The sequence below is a fragment of the Pseudomonas sp. E1MeOHC2 genome (genome assembly GCF_058745025.1).
On the sequence record NZ_CP196675.1, the window covers coordinates 1,584,765 to 1,601,968 of the forward strand.

The window sequence follows — 17,204 nt, forward strand, 5'->3', positions numbered from 1 at the left end:
CCATGGAAGCCCTTCGCCGCCGTATCGAAACCCAGGTCATGAGCCTCACCGGGCTGGCCCTCGGCCAGCTCGACCTGGAATCGCCCAAGGGCGACCCAGGCCTGTTTGGCCCGCAGAGCATCAGTTGGCAGGTGCACGGCGATTTTCCGAGCATGCTGGTGGGCGGCATCAGTGCCCTCATGCTGCAACTGCTGCACCCCCTGGCCCTGGCCGGGGTGTGGGACCACTCGAACTTTCGCCAGGACCTGCTCGGCCGCTTGCGGCGCACCAGCCAGTTCATCTCCGGCACCACCTTTGGCTCGACCCGCGACGCCGAATGGCTGATTGAAAAGGTCCGTACCATTCACCTGCAGGTCACCGGCACCACTGCCGATGGCCGCCCCTATGCCGCCAGTGACCCAGGCTTGTTGACCTGGGTCCACGTGGCCGAGGTCAGCAGCTTTCTCGCCGCCCACCTGCGTTACCGCAACCCGCACCTGCCCCGCGCCGAGCAGGATGCCTACTACAACGAGATTGCCCTGATCGCCGAACGCCTTGGCGCCCGAGATGTACCGCGCTCCTGCCAGCAGGTCGAAGACTACCTCAGGCACATGCGCCCGCAACTGCAGTGCGATAGCCGCAGCCATGAGGTGGTCGACATCCTCCTCGCCGCCCCGGCGCCCAGCCGCCTGGCACAACCTGTCGGCAAGCTCATGCTGAACGCAGGCATCGACCTGCTGCCCGATTGGGCCCAGGCCATGCTCGGCCTACAACAAGGTCCTTTGCAGCGGCGCATGATCCGCCTCGGCCTGCAACGCACGGCGCCGGTACTGCGCTGGGCGATGCGCGACGGCTCGGCGCATCGGGCAAAACGCCGCATGGGTATCGAATGAGGCTAAATGGTCGCCTCAGCGGAACTGATTTAACGTGCCATACTCCAAGCTCTCCTGCTTAGACAGACGAAGCGACACATGTACAAAGGATTGACTCGCGCCCTCGGCGCCATGCTGGCCCTCGTAGCCCTGTATAGCCTCCTTGGCTTTCTCATTCTCCCCGGTGTTGCACTGCGCATTGCCAACCAGCAGTTGGCGCAATATGCCAGCGTGCCTGCGCACCTGCAGCGTATCGAACTGAACCCCTTCAGCCTCGAACTGACGCTGTGGGGCCTGCAGATCGGCGACCCCGGCAAGGAACAGGTCGGTTTCGAAAGGCTGTACGCCAACCTGTCGCTCGACAGCCTGTGGAGCGGTGCCCTGCACCTGACCGCGGTAGAGCTCGACAAACCGCGTAACGAAGTGCTGTTCGCCAAGGACGGTACGCTCAACCTGACCCAATTGTTCAAGCTGCCCCCCAGCGAAGCCAAGCCGGACCAGCCGCCCAGCGACCCGTTCCCGCTTCGCATCGCCAGCATCAAGCTCAAGGAAGGTTACCTGCACTTCCAGGATCAACGCCCGAGCGAGCCGATTGAGTTCCTCTACGACAACATGAACCTGGAGCTGAAAAACCTCAGCACCCTGCCGGACGACAATGCCGACATGACGTTGGTCGCCAACGGCCCGAATGGAGGGCGTATCGACTGGAGCGGTACCCTCAGCCTGTCGCCGATCGCCTCCGAAGGCACACTGAAGGTCACCGACGGCAAGATGAAGGCGTTCTGGCCGTATGTGCGTGATGCCGTGCCCCTGGTGCTGGAAGAAGGCATCATCAGCCTCGACACCCGCTACACCTTCAACCTGTCCAAGCAGACCGAGCTGCGGCTGGACAACACCTCGGTAAAGGTAGCGCCGTTCGCCATCAAGGCACCGGATGGCCGGAAACTGGTGCGTCTGGCTAGCCTGGAAGTCAGCGAAACCTCCATCGACCTGGCCAAGCAACTGGTTACCGTCGGCAAGATTCGCAGCGACAAGCTCGAAACCTGGGCCGCGCTGGAAAAAGACGGCCAGCTCGACTGGCAAAAACTGTTCGCCAGCCAACCGGCCAAGGCCACGCCCAAAGAAAAGGCCGAACCGGCCGCCGCCGAACCTAAGCCTGAAACGCAAGCCACCAACTCGCCAGGCAAGCCCTGGCAAGTGCTGCTCAAGGACGTCCAACTGCGCAACTACACTGTGCACCTGGCAGACCGCAGCAAGAAGGAACCCGTGGCCCTGGATGTCGGCCCGCTCAATGTCGACCTGCAAGGCTTCGACAGCCTCAACCAGTCGCCCTTCACGCTCAAACTCGATACCGGTGTGGGCAAGCAAGGCAAGCTGCAGGCTGCAGGCCAGGTCAACCTGGCGCCAATCTGGGCCAAACTGGATGTCAGCACGCGCGACATCGACCTGCGTGTGGCCCAGGCCTACATCAGCCCGTTCATTCTGCTGGAGCTGCGCAGCGGCATGCTCGCCAGCGACCTCAAGGTCGACCTGAAAAGCACCGAGCCGCTGGCCTTCAACGTAACCGGCAAGGCCCAGGTCAACCAGCTGCATACGCTCGACACGATCAAGAGCCGCGACTTCGTGAAATGGCAGCAAGTGAACGTCGATGGCCTGTCCTATGTGCACGGTGATGCCCTGTCGATCGACAAGGTGACCCTGCTGCAGCCTTATGCCCGCTTCATCATCAACGAAGACCGCACCACCAACGTCAACGACCTGCTGATTCCGCAGCCGGCCGATGCACCGGCATCGAAGTCCGCGAAACCGGCCAGCAACGACAAGCCGTTGGCCATACACATTGGCCAGATCGACATCAACGACGGCTCGGCCAACTTCGCCGACCTCTCCCTCACCCCCAACTTCGCCACGGCCGTGCAACAGCTCAACGGCCAGATCGGCACCCTCGACAACCGCAAGCCAACGCCCGCCAAGGTGGACATCAAGGGCAAGGTCGACCGTTATGCGCCGGTCACCATCAAGGGTGCGCTCAACCCGTTCAACCCACTGGCCAGCCTGGATATCGCCACCAGCTTCAAGCGGGTCGAGCTGACCACGCTGACGCCCTACTCCGGCAAGTTCGCGGGCTTCCGTATCCGCAAGGGCCGGCTCAACCTCGACCTGCACTACCTGATCACCAACGGCCAGCTCAAGGCCGAGAACAAGGTGGTGGTCGAGCAATTGCAGTTGGGCGAGAAGGTCGACAGCCCGGACGCAGTGGACCTGCCGATCCGCCTGGCAGTCGCACTGCTCAAGGATACCGAGGGCAAGATTTCGATCGAGTTGCCGGTGTCCGGCGACCTCAACAACCCGCAGTTCAGCGTCATGCCGATCGTCTGGCAAACCCTGCGCAACCTGGTGCTGCGCGCGGCCCAGGCGCCGTTCAAGTTCATCGGCGGGCTGATTGCTGGCGGGGGTTCCGAGGACCTTGGCAATGTGGCGTTTGCCCCAGGCTCAAGTGAGCTCAGTGGTGACGCCCAGTCGTCCCTGGACAAGCTGGCCTCGGCACTCAAGGAGCGCCCGGAACTGCGCCTGGAAATCGAAGGTACCAGCGCGCAGAGCAGCGACGGCCCCTTGATCGCCCAGCAGCGTCTGGACCGCGAGTACCAGGCTACCTGGTACAAGATCCTGCAGCGCCGCGGCGACAAGGTACCTGCCAATGCCTCGATGCTGGTGGTCGATGACAGCGACAAGCCCGCGATGCTCGAAGGCATTTACCGCAATCGCCTCAAGCAGCAGCCCCCGGCCGAGTGGGAGCAACTGGGGCGCGACGAGCGCACCACCAAATTGCGCGAAGCGGTGATCAAGTCCTGGGCCGAGAGCGCACCGTTGCTGCGTACCCTCGGCCAGGAGCGGGCCAGCAGCATCAAGGACTATTTGGTAGACAAGGGCAAGCTGGAAGACGACCGGGTGTACTTCATCGACACCACCCTGGGCAAGGCCGAAAGCGATGGCCGGGTGATTACGCCGATGCACCTGGATGCCGAGTAATCGCTGCTAGCAGGCCTGGCCTTTTCGCGGGCAAGCCCGCTCCCACAGATCCGTGTGGGAGCGGGCTTGCCCGCGAATAACCCAACACAACGCTCAGACCAACCGCTGCCCCGACACCGCCGGGTGATACAGCGGCTGTACCTTATTCCCCGCCGGGTCCAGCAGGTGGAAGCTGCGCGCCCCGTCACCATGGTTGAACGGGCGGTCCAGTAAGGTCACACCGTGTGCCTTGAAGTACTGGTACCAGGCTTCCAGCTCTTCCACGCTGTCGACGATGAAGCCGTAATGATCGAGCGTCTGCAAGCCATTGGCCGCCCCCGCACCGCGCCCCAGCGACAGGTTGTCGTTACCGCAGGTCAGGTAGACCAGGTCTTCGTTGGCCCGGTTCAGCACCTCCATGCCAAGTACATCGACGTAAAAACGCTCGCACTCCTCAAGATTGGGTACCAGCAAGGCAATGTGACGCAAGCCGTTCAAGCGACCAGGGCGGGCAGGTATTTCAGACATTGGCACGACTCCTTTTTTGTATACAATTCTCACCTGAATGTAAAACAAAAGGAGCTCTATGTGTATAGCCTGTTCATAAAGACGCGTGTGAAGCCCGGCTGCGCCGAGGCTTTTCTGGCTGCCATCAAGGTCAATGCCGCCGCGTCAGTCGCCAACGAACCCGGTTGCCTGGTGTTCGACGTCTGCCAAGACCGCCTCGAACCCGAGGTCATCTACCTCTACGAGATCTACCAGGACGACGCCGCCTATGAAGCACACACCCAGACGGCACACTTTCGCGACAGCCGCCCGCTAGTTGAACCCTTGATCGCCGAGCAGGACTGCTTCGAGAGCGATGTAGTCGCCCGCAACCCGGGCTTTTGAAGCTGCCAACGAAAAGCCCCGGCAGGTTGCCGGGACTTTTTGTGTTGGTGGCCAAGTCCTTTTGGCCGACGGGACGTCCCTTATTCCGACTTCAGGCCGTCGGCCGACACGGCCTGAACGCCTTTGATCTTCTTGGCGATGGCCACGGCCATCTCTTTCTGCGAATCGGTCACTGCCACATCGGAAGACAGCGATACGACACCCTTGTTGGTTTCAACCTTGATATCACTGCCAGGCACACCTTTCTCGGTCATCAGGTCAGCCTTCACCTTGGTGGTGATCCAGGTATCGGAGGCCGCTTCCTTGGTTTTGGTCACCTCACCGGCCGCCAGCGTCATCGGGGCCTGGGTGGACTGTTGGGCGAATGCCGCGTTAGCCATGGTCAGGGTCAGAGCGGTAGCAGTAGCGGCAGCAATGGCGAACTTCTTCATGTGAGTCACTCCTGTTTTTCGAAAGGTCTGCGCCGTTATTCCTGGCTGCAGGTATGAAGGTAGGTGCATGTGCTGTGCCAGCTTTTCAGATTATATTTATTTCTTATAAATCAACCACTTAGACTTTACGCATCAATAGATGGATCGTGCAATTTGCAACCTGCGGGGTAAACCTGCGTGCAAGATGCAACTGTGCAAAAGGTTCCTTACAGGCAAAAAAAAGAGCCCCGAAGGGCTCTTTTTCTTTTGCGTGTCAGTCGCTTAGACGCCGGAGGCCTTAGCCGCAGCTACGTCTTTGATCGACAGCTTGATACGGCCGCGGTTGTCCACGTCCAGTACCAGTACTTCAACTTCCTGGCCTTCTTTCAGGATGTCGGTGACTTTCTCGACGCGAGCATCGCTCAGCATGGAGATGTGCACCAGGCCATCCTTGCCAGGCAGGATGTTGACGAAGGCACCGAAATCAACGATGCGCTCGACCTTGCCGACATAGATCTTGCCGATCTCGGCCTCAGCGGTGATGCCCAGGATGCGCTGACGAGCTGCTTCAGCCGCTTCCTTGGTTTCGCCGAAGATCTTGATCGAGCCGTCGTCTTCGATGTCGATCGAAGCCTTGGTCTCTTCGCAGATGGCGCGGATGGTGGCGCCGCCTTTGCCGATGACGTCACGGATCTTGTCGGTGTCGATCTTCATCGCGATCATGGTCGGGGCGTTGGCCGACAGCTCGGTACGCGATTGACCGATGATCTGGTTCATCTGGCCGAGGATGTTCAGGCGCGCTTCCAGGGCTTGGCCCAGGGCGATCTCCATGATCTCTTCGGTGATGCCGTTGATCTTGATGTCCATCTGCAGTGCAGTAACACCTTTGGCGGTACCGGCAACCTTGAAGTCCATGTCGCCCAGGTGGTCTTCGTCACCCAGGATGTCGGTCAGGACTGCGAACTTCTCGCCTTCCTTGACCAGGCCCATGGCGATACCGGCAACCGGTGCCTTCATCGGCACACCAGCGTCCATCAGCGCCAGGGAAGCACCGCAGACCGAAGCCATAGAGCTGGAACCGTTGGACTCGGTGATTTCCGATACCACACGGATGGTGTACGGGAACACGTCGGCGGCAGGCAGCATGGCCTGTACCGAACGGCGGGCCAGACGGCCGTGGCCGATTTCACGACGGCCAGCACCGCCCATGCGGCCACACTCGCCCACCGAGAACGGCGGGAAGTTGTAGTGCAGCATGAAGGGGTCTTTCTTCTCGCCTTCGAGGGTGTCCAGCAGCTGAGCGTCACGGGCAGTACCCAGGGTCGCAACGACCAGGGCCTGGGTTTCGCCACGGGTGAACAGCGCCGAACCGTGAGTCTTCGGCAGAACGCCGACTTCGATGTTCAGCGGGCGAACGGTCTTGGTGTCACGACCGTCGATACGCGGCTTGCCGTTGACGATGTTTTCGCGAACGGTGCGGTATTCGATTTCGCCGAAGATTTCTTTGACTTCGGAGGCCGATGGCTGGCCTTCTTCACCGGAGAACTTGGCGATCGCCTGATCGCGCAGCTCGCCCAGGCGCGCGTAGCGGTCGGCCTTGACGGTGATGGTGTAGCCCTGCGAAACGCCTTCGCCGAATTCGGCGCGGATGGCGTTGAACAGTTCGGTGTTGGCAACGGCTGGTTTCCAGTCCCAGGTCGGCTTGGCAGCTTCGGCGGCCAGCTCTTTGACAGCCTGGATAACAGCCTGGAATTCGTCGTGGGCGAACAGCACGGCGCCCAGCATCTGGTCTTCGGTCAGCTCTTGGGCTTCCGATTCAACCATCAGCACGGCGTCGGAGGTACCGGCAACGACCATGTCCAGGCTGGAGGCAGCCAGTTGCTCGTAAGTCGGGTTCAGCAGGTAGCCGGTGCTTTCGTGGAAGGCAACGCGGGCGGCGCCAATCGGGCCTTCGAACGGAATGCCGGAGATAGCCAGGGCAGCCGAGGTACCGATCATCGCAGCGATGTCCGGATCGGTCTTCTTGCTGGTGGAAACCACGGTGCAGACGACCTGGACTTCGTTCATGAAGCCTTCAGGGAACAGCGGACGGATCGGACGGTCGATCAGGCGCGAGGTCAGGGTCTCTTTCTCGGAAGGACGGCCTTCACGCTTGAAGAAGCCACCCGGGATCTTGCCGGCGGCGTAGGTCTTTTCCTGGTAGTGGACCGACAGTGGGAAGAAACCCTTGCCTGGATCGGCCTGTTTGGCACCAACAACGGTCACCAGCACAGTGACGTCGTTGTCGACGGTAACCAGCACTGCGCCGGTTGCCTGACGGGCAATACGGCCCGTTTCGAGAGTAACGGTCGATTGACCGAACTGGAATGTCTTGATTACCGGGTTCACGGTTTCCTACCTTTTCAGTGGCTCTGGGGGGAACTGGTTTCTTGCGAATTCTTGGGCAGAACGGGGAATCGGCCCCATTGACCGTCCAGATACAACACGAGGCTGGGAGCCTGGCAGAAGCGCGGAAAACCGCTCATCTTAACCAGGCTGCCAACCTCGGAGATACGCATGGCGTGCCCAAAGACAACGCTGCCAGGCAGCGTTGCCAATGCATGAGACACGCCATGCACACCACTGGCCAGGCCGCTATTAGCGACGCAGGCCCAGGCGACCGATCAGGGCGCTGTAACGCGTGGTGTCTTTGCCCTTCAGGTAGTCCAGCAGCTTACGACGCTGGTTAACCATACGGATCAGGCCACGACGCGAGTGGTGGTCTTTACCGTTGGCCTTGAAGTGGCCTTGCAGCTTGTTGATGTTCGCGGTCAGCAGAGCAACCTGAACTTCCGGGCTACCAGTGTCGCCAGCAGCTTGCTGGTAGTCGGTAACGATTTGAGCTTTTTCTTCAACGCTGAGGGCCATGTGGCAACTCCTGATAACGGATCCCGCGAGCGGGGTCCAATAGGCCAGGGACAAATCCCTGTATTAATAAGAAAGGTGTGACCGTGCCTACTGACAGCCACCCTTGATTCCGTAGGGCTCGGCTGAAGCCTTACCCTGCGGTTTCGGTCATTCCGACCGAATCAGCCGACGTGGCGCAATGCGCCCGTCTTCACTCACTTCACCGATACCGATGAAGCGAGCATTGTGATCTTGTACCCGGACCATGCCAAACTGCGGCGCGTCCGGCGCGCGTACCGCCTGCCCATGCAGCCAGTAGAACGCACTGTGTTCGGACAGGCACACCAGGGGCCAGTCCAGCAGGCCGCTGTCGGAAGGCATCAGGAAGCGATCGAGTGCTTCGTTGCCGCCTTCGGCATGGACCTGTTCGAGTTCTTCGAGGGTCACCGTCTGTGCCAGCTCGAAGGGCCCGGCCTGGGTCCTGCGCAGCTCGGCGACATAGGCGCCACAGCCAAGGGCTTCGCCGATATCCTCCACCAGGGTGCGGATATAGGTGCCTTTGCTGCATCCTACACTCAGCCGTGCACGGGTGCCTTCGCTCTCGAGCAACTCCAAGCGGTTAATAGTAACAGAACGCGCCTCGCGCTCCACTACCTCTCCAGCACGTGCCAGCTTGTACAGCGGCTGGCCGTCACGCTTGAGCGCCGAGTACATCGGCGGTATCTGGCTGATCGGGCCGCGAAAACGTGGCAGCAGGGCCTCGATGTCGGCACGACCAACGGTCACCTCACGGGTCTGCAGGACCTCGCCTTCAGCATCGGCAGTATTGGTAGTCTGCCCCAGCTGCATGACGGTTTCGTAGCCCTTGTCGGAATCGAGCAGGTACTGCGAAAACTTGGTCGCTTCACCGAAGCACAACGGCAGAACGCCGGTTGCCAGCGGGTCGAGGCTGCCGGTGTGGCCAGCCTTCTCCGCGTTCAGCAACCAGCGGACTTTCTGCAGTGCCGCGTTGGAGGTAAAGCCCAGCGGCTTGTCGAGCAGGATGATGCCGCTGACATTGCGGCGGATACGTTTGACCTGGGCCACCGCTTACTCCTTGGTGTCCAGCTCGTCGGTATCCTTGTGCAGGCGGTCTTCGGCCACTGCACGCTCGATCAGCGCCGACAGGTGTACACCGCGGCTGACGCTTTCATCGAAGTGGAAATGCAGCTGGGGCACGCTGCGCAGTTGCATCGAGCGGCCCAGGTGCAGGCGCAGGAAGCTGGCGGCGCTGTTCAGCGCCTTGAGCGACTGCTGCACGGCATCCGGCGTTTCCTCGCCCATGACGGTGATGAACACCTTGGCATGGCCCACGTCACGGCTGACATCCACGGCAGTGATGGTCACCAGACCGACACGTGGATCTTTAACTTCGCGGCGGATCAGTTCGGCCAGCTCGCGCTGCATCTGATCACCGATACGTTGGGTACGGCTATATTCTTTGGCCATTCTTGCTACCTGTAACTTAAAGCGGCAAACGCCCGGTCAGGCTGATGCCTGACCGGGCGCTACCTATAAAGGCGCCGCCAACCGCCCTGTAGCGGGGGCTTGCGGCAAGCTCGCCCTTAGAGGGTACGAGCCACCTGGACTTTCTCGAAGACTTCGATCTTGTCGCCGACCTTGACGTCGTTGTAGCTCTTGACGCCAATACCGCACTCCATGCCCGAACGTACTTCGGCAGCGTCGTCCTTGAAGCGACGCAGCGATTCCAGCTCGCCTTCGAAGATCACAACGTCCTCGCGCAGTACGCGGATCGGACGGTTGCGGTACACGGTACCTTCGATGACCATACAGCCAGCGACGGCGCCGAACTTCGGCGAACGGAACACATCACGCACTTCGGCGACACCCAGGATGTTCTCGCGAACATCGCTGCCGAGCATGCCGGTCAGGGCTTTCTTGACGTCTTCGATGATGTCGTAGATCACGTTGTAGTAACGCATATCCAGACCTTCCTGCTCGACGATCTTGCGCGCACCGGCATCGGCACGCACGTTGAAGCCGAACAGCACCGCGTTGGACGCCAGCGCCAGGTTGGCGTCGCTCTCGGTGATACCACCAACGCCACCACCGATCACGCGAACCTGTACTTCGTCGTTGCCCAGGCCGCCGAGCGAGCCGTTCAACGCTTCCAGGGAACCACGCACATCGGTCTTGAGGACGATGTTGAGGGTCTTCTTCTCTTCCTGACCCATGGTCTCGAAGATGTTTTCCAGCTTGCCGGCGTGAGCACGGGCCAGCTTGACCTCGCGGTACTTGCCTTGACGGAACAGGGCAACTTCACGGGCTTTCTTCTCGTCAGCCACCACGGACAGCTCGTCACCGGCTTCCGGGGTACCGTCCAGGCCGAGGATCTCGACCGGGATCGACGGGCCAGCTTCCTTCACAGGCTTGCCGTTCTCGTCGAGCATGGCACGTACGCGGCCATAGTTGGAACCGCACAGCACCATGTCGCCCTGACGCAGGGTACCGTCCTGAACCAGGATGGTGGCCACTGGGCCACGGCCCTTGTCCAGGCGCGATTCGACGACGACACCACGACCAGGAGCGGTCGGAGTAGCGGTCAGTTCGAGGATCTCGGCCTGCAGCAGAACGGCTTCGAGCAGTTCGTCAACACCGGTACCCATCTTCGCCGAAACCTTGACGAACGGCGTGTCACCACCCCAGTCCTCGGAGGTAACGCCTTCGACGGACAGCTCGTTGCGGATACGATCGAGGTCCGCACCTGGCTTGTCGATCTTGTTCACTGCGACAACCAGTGGGACGCCAGCAGCCTTGGCATGCTGAACGGCTTCACGGGTTTGCGGCATCACGCCGTCGTCCGCCGCCACCACCAGGATGACGATGTCGGTCGCCTTGGCACCACGAGCGCGCATTTGAGTGAACGCAGCGTGGCCCGGGGTATCGAGGAAGGTGACCATGCCGCGGTCGGTTTCCACGTGGTAGGCGCCGATGTGCTGGGTGATACCGCCGGCTTCGCCAGCAGCAACCTTGGCACGACGGATGTAGTCGAGCAGCGAGGTCTTACCGTGGTCAACGTGGCCCATGACGGTAACGACCGGGGCACGCGACGTGGCTTCACCTTCGAACTTCAGCGATTCGGCCAGGGAGTCTTCCAGCGCAGTATCGCTGACCAGCTTGACCTTGTGGCCCAGCTCTTCTGCGATCAGCTGAGCGGTTTCCTGGTCGAGCACCTGGTTGATGGTGACCGGAGTACCCATCTTGAACATGAACTTGACCACTTCAGCGCCCTTGACGGACATCTGGTTGGCCAGTTCAGAGACGGTAATCGTCTCGCCGATGGTCACGTCACGGATGACGGGGCCAGTCGGGCTCTGGAAGCCATGAGCATTACGCTTCTTCAGCTTGCCCTTGCCACGACCACCGCGACGACCGCCATCGCTCTCTTCTTCGGTAGTACGCGGAGCAGCACGTGGAGTCGGCGCTTTTTCCTTCTCCTTGACCTTGACCTTGATCGACACGCGAGGCGCTTCGCCACGACGACGATCGTCATCGCGAGTGCGGCTTTCGTTGCGACGGGTCTCGTCTTTCTTGCGCTCGGCGGCACGTGCAGCGGCATCTTCCGATGCCGGCGCGTCAGCGACTACCGGTGCAGGGGCAGCTGCGGCGGCAGCGGCAGGCGCGGCAGCCGGCTTGGCAGCTGGGGCTGCAGGGGCGGCATCAGCGGACTGACGACGGGCCTGCTCTTCGTTGCGCTGGCGAACGTCGGCGTCAACCTTGTCACGCGCAGCGTTTTCCGCCGCACGGCGCTCATCTTGCTCGCGCTTCTGCTCAGCCTGGATCTCTTCCGGGCTGCGCTGAACGAAAACTTTCTTCTTGCGTACTTCTACGCTAATGCTCTTGCTACCGGCGACACGCAGGGTGCTGGTGGTTTTGCGCTGCAAGGTAATCTTGCGCGGCTCTTCCGCCTTGCTCTTGTGGCTGCTTTTCAAATGAGTCAGCAGAGTCTGCTTCTCATTGTCGGTCACTACCTGACCGGCGTCGGTGTGCGGCAGACCTGCCTCACGCATCTGCTGCAGCAGGCGCTCTACCGGTGCCTCGACCTCTTGGGCCAGTTCTTTCACCGTGACTTGCGTCATGCACTTCTCTCCTCAGGCCGCGCCTAATTACTCGAACCAGTGGGCTCGGGCGGCCATGATCAACTTGCCGGCACGCTCTTCGTCGATGCCGTCGATGTCGAGCAGATCGTCGATCGACTGCTCGGCCAGGTCTTCGCGGTTAACCACGCCGCGCACCGCCAGTTCCGCCGCCAGGTCCTTGTCCATGCCCTCAAGGGAGAGCAGGTCTTCGGCCGGATGGGCGTCTGCCAGTTTTTCTTCGGTAGCGATGGCCTTGGTCAACAAACGGTCCTTGGCTCGAGCGCGGAGCTCATTGACGATATCTTCGTCAAAGCCATCGATGTTGAGCATTTCTTCCAACGGTACGTAGGCAATTTCTTCGAGGCTGGTAAAGCCTTCGTCGACCAGCACTTGGGCCAGCTCCTCGTCGACTTCCAGTTCATCGATGAAATTGCGCAGGATGTCACCGGTTTCTGCTTGCTGCTTGGCCTGGATGTCCTTTTCGGTCATCACGTTCAAGGTCCAGCCGGTCAACTGACTGGCCAAACGAACGTTCTGACCGCCACGGCCAATGGCCTGGGCAAGGTTGTCTTCGGCGACGGCGATGTCCATGGCATGGGCATCCTCGTCAACGATAATCGCCGCGACTTCAGCCGGCGACATGGCGTTGATGACGAACTGCGCCGGGTTATCGTCCCAGAGGACGATATCCACACGCTCACCACCCAACTCTCCGGATACGGCCTGGACGCGCGAACCGCGCATGCCGATACAGGCACCTTGCGGGTCGATACGCTTGTCCTTGGAGCGGACGGCGATCTTGGCTCGCGAACCCGGATCACGGGAGGCAGCCATGACTTCAATGAGGCCCTCGGCAATTTCCGGCACTTCAATGCGGAAAAGCTCGATCAGCATCTGTGGCGCAGTGCGCGACAGGATCAGCTGAGGACCACGGTTTTCAGTGCGGATTTCCTTGAGCAGTGCACGCAGGCGCACGCCAACCCGGAAAGTCTCGCGGGGAATGATGTCTTCGCGAGCCAGCAAGGCCTCGGCGTTGTTGCCCAGGTCAACGATGACGTTGTCGCGGGTAACTTTTTTGACGGTACCGGAGATGATCTCACCCACGCGTTCGCGGTAGGCATCGACCACCTGGGCGCGCTCGGCCTCACGGACCTTCTGCACGATGACCTGCTTGGCGGTCTGGGCGGCGATACGACCGAACTCGATAGACTCGATCTTCTCCTCGATCACGTCACCGACCTTGGCTTCAGGGTGGGTCTCGTGAATCTTGCTCAACCAGGTCTCGATCGCCGGATCATCAAGATCGGCTTCATCGACCACGGTCCAGCGACGGAAGGTCTCGTAGCTACCGGTGTGGCGGTTGATTTCCACACGCAGGTCGACTTCGTCCTCAAAACGTTTTTTGGTTGCAGTGGCCAGGGCCACTTCCAGCGCTTCGAAAATGACGCCGGGCGGTACACCTTTTTCGTTGGATACCGATTCAACAACCAGCAGTACTTCTTTGCTCATCGTACGCCTCGCCTTGCGCAAGCCATTAGGCCCGGATAGTCCGCCGGGCCCGGCACGTCTCAGTCAAAACTGGGAATAATATTGGCCTTGTCGATCGAGTCGATCGGCAACAGGAACTCCTGGTCGTCCACCTGGACCACCACATCCTGCTCCTCCACACCGCGGAGAAGGCCCTGGAAGTTACGACGACCCTCGAAGGGTGAGCGCAGCTTGATCTTCACTTGTTCGCCGGCATGCGAGGCAAACTGTTCAAGCGTGAACAGTGGGCGTTCCATGCCTGGAGAGGACACCTCAAGGGTGTATTCAGAGCTGATCGGATCTTCTACATCGAGAACACCGCTGATCTGGCGGCTGACGATTGCGCAGTCGTCCACCAGAATCCCGCCTTCTTTGTCGATATAGACGCGTAGTACCGAATGCTTGCCCTGGGAGACGAACTCGATCCCCCAGCATTCAAAGCCCAGCCCCGTAACCACCGGGGCCAACAAGGCCTGCAACTGTTCTAGCTTGCTCGACACCTGAACCCCCTCGTGCATGCTGTGCAAATAAAAAATGGGCGAAGCGCCCATCCCTGAAAGCGCCGTTGGACAACGACGCCGAAAAAACTGTTCGGCTAGCAAAAAGCCCCTGAAAAGGGGCTCCGCTGAAGCTGGTTGCGGGGGCTGGATTTGAACCAACGACCTTCGGGTTATGAGCCCGACGAGCTACCAAGCTGCTCCACCCCGCGACAAAGCTGGGGCGAAAGTATAAGACCGAACCCTGTACTGGGTCAATCCAACCTCCACCTACAAGAAAGCCCGCTCAAAGCGGGCTCTCTTGCTTCAATTGGTACCGAGAAGGGGACTCGAACCCCTACACCCTATGGGCACAACCACCTCAAGGTTGCGTGTCTACCAATTCCACCACCTCGGCAATACTACATCTTGAAACCCGTTACTTCTGCTCTTGAGCCGGAGGAGGTACATCACCCGTTGTAGGAGTGGTTTCGCTCTTCTGCTGTTGGAGCACCGGTACATCATCATTTACTGCCGGCTTCTGCTCTTTCACTTCCAACACTGCTGGATCTGGAAGGCCCGCCTGGGTCAGCTTGTGAGCTTGTTCCTTGGCGAAGTATCCTAACCCAAGTGCTGTCAAAAAGAAAGTGGCAGCGAGTATTGCAGTGAATTTACTTAGGAAGGTTGCAGAACCCTGGCTTCCGAACACAGTATTTGAAGCACCTGCGCCGAAAGATGCACCTGCTTCCGCACCCTTACCCTGTTGCAACAGAACCAGCACTACTAGCGACAGAGCTGCCAACAGATGAAAAACAACGATGACTGTTTCCAGCATTTGTTCAGTTTCCTGCGGCGCGACAAATTGCACCGAATTCGTCTGCGTTCAGGGACGCTCCACCAATGAGCCCCCCATCGATATCCGGCATGCCGAACAGTTCGGCCGCATTGGCCGCCTTCACGCTGCCGCCGTAGAGCAGCTGCACCTTCGCAGCCACTTCAGCATCTTCTGCCGCCAACTGACCGCGGATGGCTGCGTGCACATCCTGAGCCTGTTGTGGCGTGGCCGTTAGGCCAGTGCCGATGGCCCATACAGGCTCATAAGCAATTACTGCATTGGCAAAAGCCTTAACACCGAACGCTTCGATGATACTGCTTAGTTGACGCCCGACAACTTCGAGTGTCTTGCCCGCCTCGCGCTCTTCAAGGGTTTCCCCTATGCAAAGCACTGGCTTCAAACCTTTGGCCTGTGCGGCTGCAAACTTGCGGTTAAGCACTTCATCACTTTCGCCAATGATCTGACGACGCTCCGAATGCCCGACCAACACCAACTTGCAGCCCACTTCGGCCAGCTGCTCCGGGGAAACTTCCCCGGTCAGCGCACCCTGTTCGGGTTGTACAGCAGAATTCTGTGCGCCGACAGTTATTTCTTTACCTGCCAGGCCATCAATCACTTGATTGATGAACAAGGCCGGTGGAAACACCGCGACTTCCACTCCGCTCGGCAGGGCGAGATTGCTCAAGCCCTCGGTCAGCTCAGCGACGCTGGCGCGGGTACCGTGCATCTTCCAGTTACCAGCTACCATGGGGCGACGCATGCTTTACCTCGTCGGTCAAAGTGGGCGCAGATCTTACCCAACCAGATCTGCGCTGGCAAGCGCCTTCAGACACAAACTTCGCCGACCAGTTTCGCCAGCGCTTCGGCATGGGCGCGAACCTGACTTTCGTCATCGCCTTCGACCATGACCCGCACCAATGGCTCGGTGCCGGATTTGCGCAGCAGCACGCGACCACGACCGGCCATTGCCTCGGTAACCTTGGCACTGGCTTCCTTGACCGCTGGGTGCTCCAGAGGGTCGACCTTGCTTGCCCCATAGCGCACGTTGATCAGCACCTGAGGGCACTTGCGCAGGGCCTGACGGGCCTGGGCCAGCGTCTCTGCGCGACGCTTGAGCGCCATCAGCACCTGCAGTGCGGCGATGATCGCATCACCGGTGGTGGTGTGGTTGCAGCACACGACATGCCCGGAGTTTTCGCCACCGACCAGCCACTCGCGCTCGAGCAGCTCGGCCATGACGTAACGGTCGCCAACCTTGGCCCGCACGAACGGAATGTCCAGCTCCTTGAGCGCGAGCTCAAGGCCCAGGTTGCTCATCAGCGTACCCACTACCCCGCCCTGCAGCTTGCCGCGGTCATGCAGGTCACGCGCGATGATGAACAGCAATTCGTCACCATCGACGATGGCACCGGTGTGATCGACCATCAACACCCGGTCACCGTCGCCATCAAAGGCAATACCGAGGTCCGCATGACCGACCAGGACGGCAGCCTGCAGTGACTCGATGTGGGTCGAGCCGCAGCCTTCGTTGATGTTCAGCCCGTCGGGCTGAGCATTCAGAATGGTCACGTCGGCACCCAGCTCGCGGAACACGCTCGGCGCGACCTTGTACGTGGCGCCGTGGGCGCAATCGACCACCAGCTTGAGCCCTTCGAAGAGTGTGCTCGATGGCACGCTGCTCTTGCAGAACTCGATATAACGGCCGGCCGCGTCGTTGATACGCGAGACCTTGCCCAGCTTGCCCGACTCAACCACCGTCATGGGCTGATCGAGCAGCTCTTCGATCATCAGCTCGACTTCGTCAGGCAGCTTGGTGCCCTGGCCAGAGAAGAACTTGATGCCGTTGTCATCGTGCGGATTGTGCGAAGCGCTGATGACAATGCCGGCTTCGGCGTGGAACGTGCGCGTCAGGTAGGCGATGGCCGGGGTCGGCATCGGCCCGAGCAGCATCACATCGGCACCGGCCGCGGAAAGCCCGGCTTCGAGTGCAGATTCGAACATGTAACCGGAAATACGCGTGTCCTTGCCCACCAGCACACGGCAATGGCCTTGCTTGCGGAAGGCCATGCCGGCCGCCCAACCGAGCTTCAGCATGAAGTCCGGCGTAATCGGGAATTCGCCGACGCGGCCACGAATGCCGTCGGTACCAAAGTATTTTCTGCTCATAGCGACTCCAATGT

Annotated in this window: 15 protein-coding genes and 2 tRNA genes; 3 read left to right on the plus strand and 14 right to left on the minus strand. The window is 60.3% G+C overall.

Features of this window, described 5'->3' with window-relative positions; all coding sequences use genetic code 11:
• The first annotated feature begins 2 nt into the window (after positions 1 to 2).
• Positions 3 to 872: an oxygenase MpaB family protein gene (locus tag ACSSU5_RS07055; protein ID WP_264311532.1), complete on the plus strand. Its 870-nt coding sequence runs from the start codon at positions 3 to 5 to the stop codon at positions 870 to 872.
• Positions 873 to 950: 78 nt separating this feature from the next.
• A complete protein-coding gene (locus ACSSU5_RS07060) occupies positions 951 to 3,881 on the plus strand; it encodes a DUF748 domain-containing protein (protein WP_492560871.1) in 2,931 nt (976 codons plus the stop codon).
• Positions 3,882 to 3,974: 93 nt separating this feature from the next.
• Here ACSSU5_RS07060 and ACSSU5_RS07065 read toward each other — a convergent pair whose 3' ends face one another.
• Positions 3,975 to 4,388, minus strand: a complete 414-nt coding sequence (locus tag ACSSU5_RS07065) for a VOC family protein (protein WP_492560872.1) — start codon at positions 4,386 to 4,388, stop codon at positions 3,975 to 3,977.
• Between the two features lie 60 nt (positions 4,389 to 4,448).
• On the opposite strand from ACSSU5_RS07065, the gene ACSSU5_RS07070 reads away from it, so the two are divergent.
• Complete coding sequence (locus ACSSU5_RS07070; protein WP_492560873.1) at positions 4,449 to 4,751, plus strand: heme-binding protein; 303 nt, start codon at positions 4,449 to 4,451, stop codon at positions 4,749 to 4,751.
• 80 nt (positions 4,752 to 4,831) lie between these two features.
• On the opposite strand, the gene ACSSU5_RS07075 is transcribed toward ACSSU5_RS07070, so the two are convergent.
• The 13 genes from ACSSU5_RS07075 to glmM all read right to left on the minus strand — a co-directional run bounded on the left by ACSSU5_RS07075 (position 4,832) and on the right by glmM (position 17,190).
• Positions 4,832 to 5,182, minus strand: a complete 351-nt coding sequence (locus ACSSU5_RS07075; protein ID WP_264311528.1) for a BON domain-containing protein — start codon at positions 5,180 to 5,182, stop codon at positions 4,832 to 4,834.
• Between the two features lie 261 nt (positions 5,183 to 5,443).
• Positions 5,444 to 7,549: a polyribonucleotide nucleotidyltransferase gene (pnp, locus tag ACSSU5_RS07080; RefSeq protein ID WP_264311527.1), complete on the minus strand. Its 2,106-nt coding sequence runs from the start codon at positions 7,547 to 7,549 to the stop codon at positions 5,444 to 5,446.
• A 249-nt stretch (positions 7,550 to 7,798) separates the two neighbouring features.
• A complete protein-coding gene (rpsO, locus tag ACSSU5_RS07085) occupies positions 7,799 to 8,068 on the minus strand; it encodes a 30S ribosomal protein S15 (protein WP_016489163.1) in 270 nt (89 codons plus the stop codon).
• 147 nt (positions 8,069 to 8,215) lie between these two features.
• Positions 8,216 to 9,133, minus strand: a complete 918-nt coding sequence (gene truB / locus ACSSU5_RS07090) for a tRNA pseudouridine(55) synthase TruB (protein ID WP_264311526.1) — start codon at positions 9,131 to 9,133, stop codon at positions 8,216 to 8,218.
• 3 nt (positions 9,134 to 9,136) lie between these two features.
• Positions 9,137 to 9,535: a 30S ribosome-binding factor RbfA gene (gene rbfA, locus ACSSU5_RS07095; protein ID WP_264311525.1), complete on the minus strand. Its 399-nt coding sequence runs from the start codon at positions 9,533 to 9,535 to the stop codon at positions 9,137 to 9,139.
• Positions 9,536 to 9,651: 116 nt separating this feature from the next.
• Entirely contained in the window at positions 9,652 to 12,186 is a 2,535-nt protein-coding gene (infB, locus tag ACSSU5_RS07100; protein WP_264311524.1) for a translation initiation factor IF-2, read from the minus strand.
• 27 nt (positions 12,187 to 12,213) lie between these two features.
• On the minus strand, positions 12,214 to 13,695 hold the full coding sequence (nusA, locus tag ACSSU5_RS07105; RefSeq protein WP_027595024.1) for a transcription termination factor NusA: 1,482 nt from the start codon (positions 13,693 to 13,695) through the stop codon (positions 12,214 to 12,216).
• Positions 13,696 to 13,754: 59 nt separating this feature from the next.
• A complete protein-coding gene (rimP, locus tag ACSSU5_RS07110) occupies positions 13,755 to 14,213 on the minus strand; it encodes a ribosome maturation factor RimP (protein ID WP_264311523.1) in 459 nt (152 codons plus the stop codon).
• Positions 14,214 to 14,345: 132 nt separating this feature from the next.
• A tRNA-Met gene (locus ACSSU5_RS07115) sits at positions 14,346 to 14,422 on the minus strand.
• A gap of 99 nt (positions 14,423 to 14,521) precedes the next feature.
• Positions 14,522 to 14,607, minus strand: a tRNA-Leu gene (locus ACSSU5_RS07120).
• 21 nt (positions 14,608 to 14,628) lie between these two features.
• Positions 14,629 to 15,024, minus strand: coding sequence for a preprotein translocase subunit SecG (secG, locus tag ACSSU5_RS07125; RefSeq protein ID WP_264311522.1), 396 nt, complete (start codon positions 15,022 to 15,024; stop codon positions 14,629 to 14,631).
• A gap of 4 nt (positions 15,025 to 15,028) precedes the next feature.
• The gene (gene tpiA / locus ACSSU5_RS07130) at positions 15,029 to 15,784 is read right to left on the minus strand and encodes a triose-phosphate isomerase (protein ID WP_264311521.1); all 756 of its coding nucleotides are present in this window, start codon (positions 15,782 to 15,784) and stop codon (positions 15,029 to 15,031) included.
• 65 nt (positions 15,785 to 15,849) lie between these two features.
• A complete protein-coding gene (glmM, locus tag ACSSU5_RS07135; RefSeq protein WP_264311520.1) occupies positions 15,850 to 17,190 on the minus strand; it encodes a phosphoglucosamine mutase in 1,341 nt (446 codons plus the stop codon).
• Between the last annotated feature and the right edge of the window lie 14 nt (positions 17,191 to 17,204).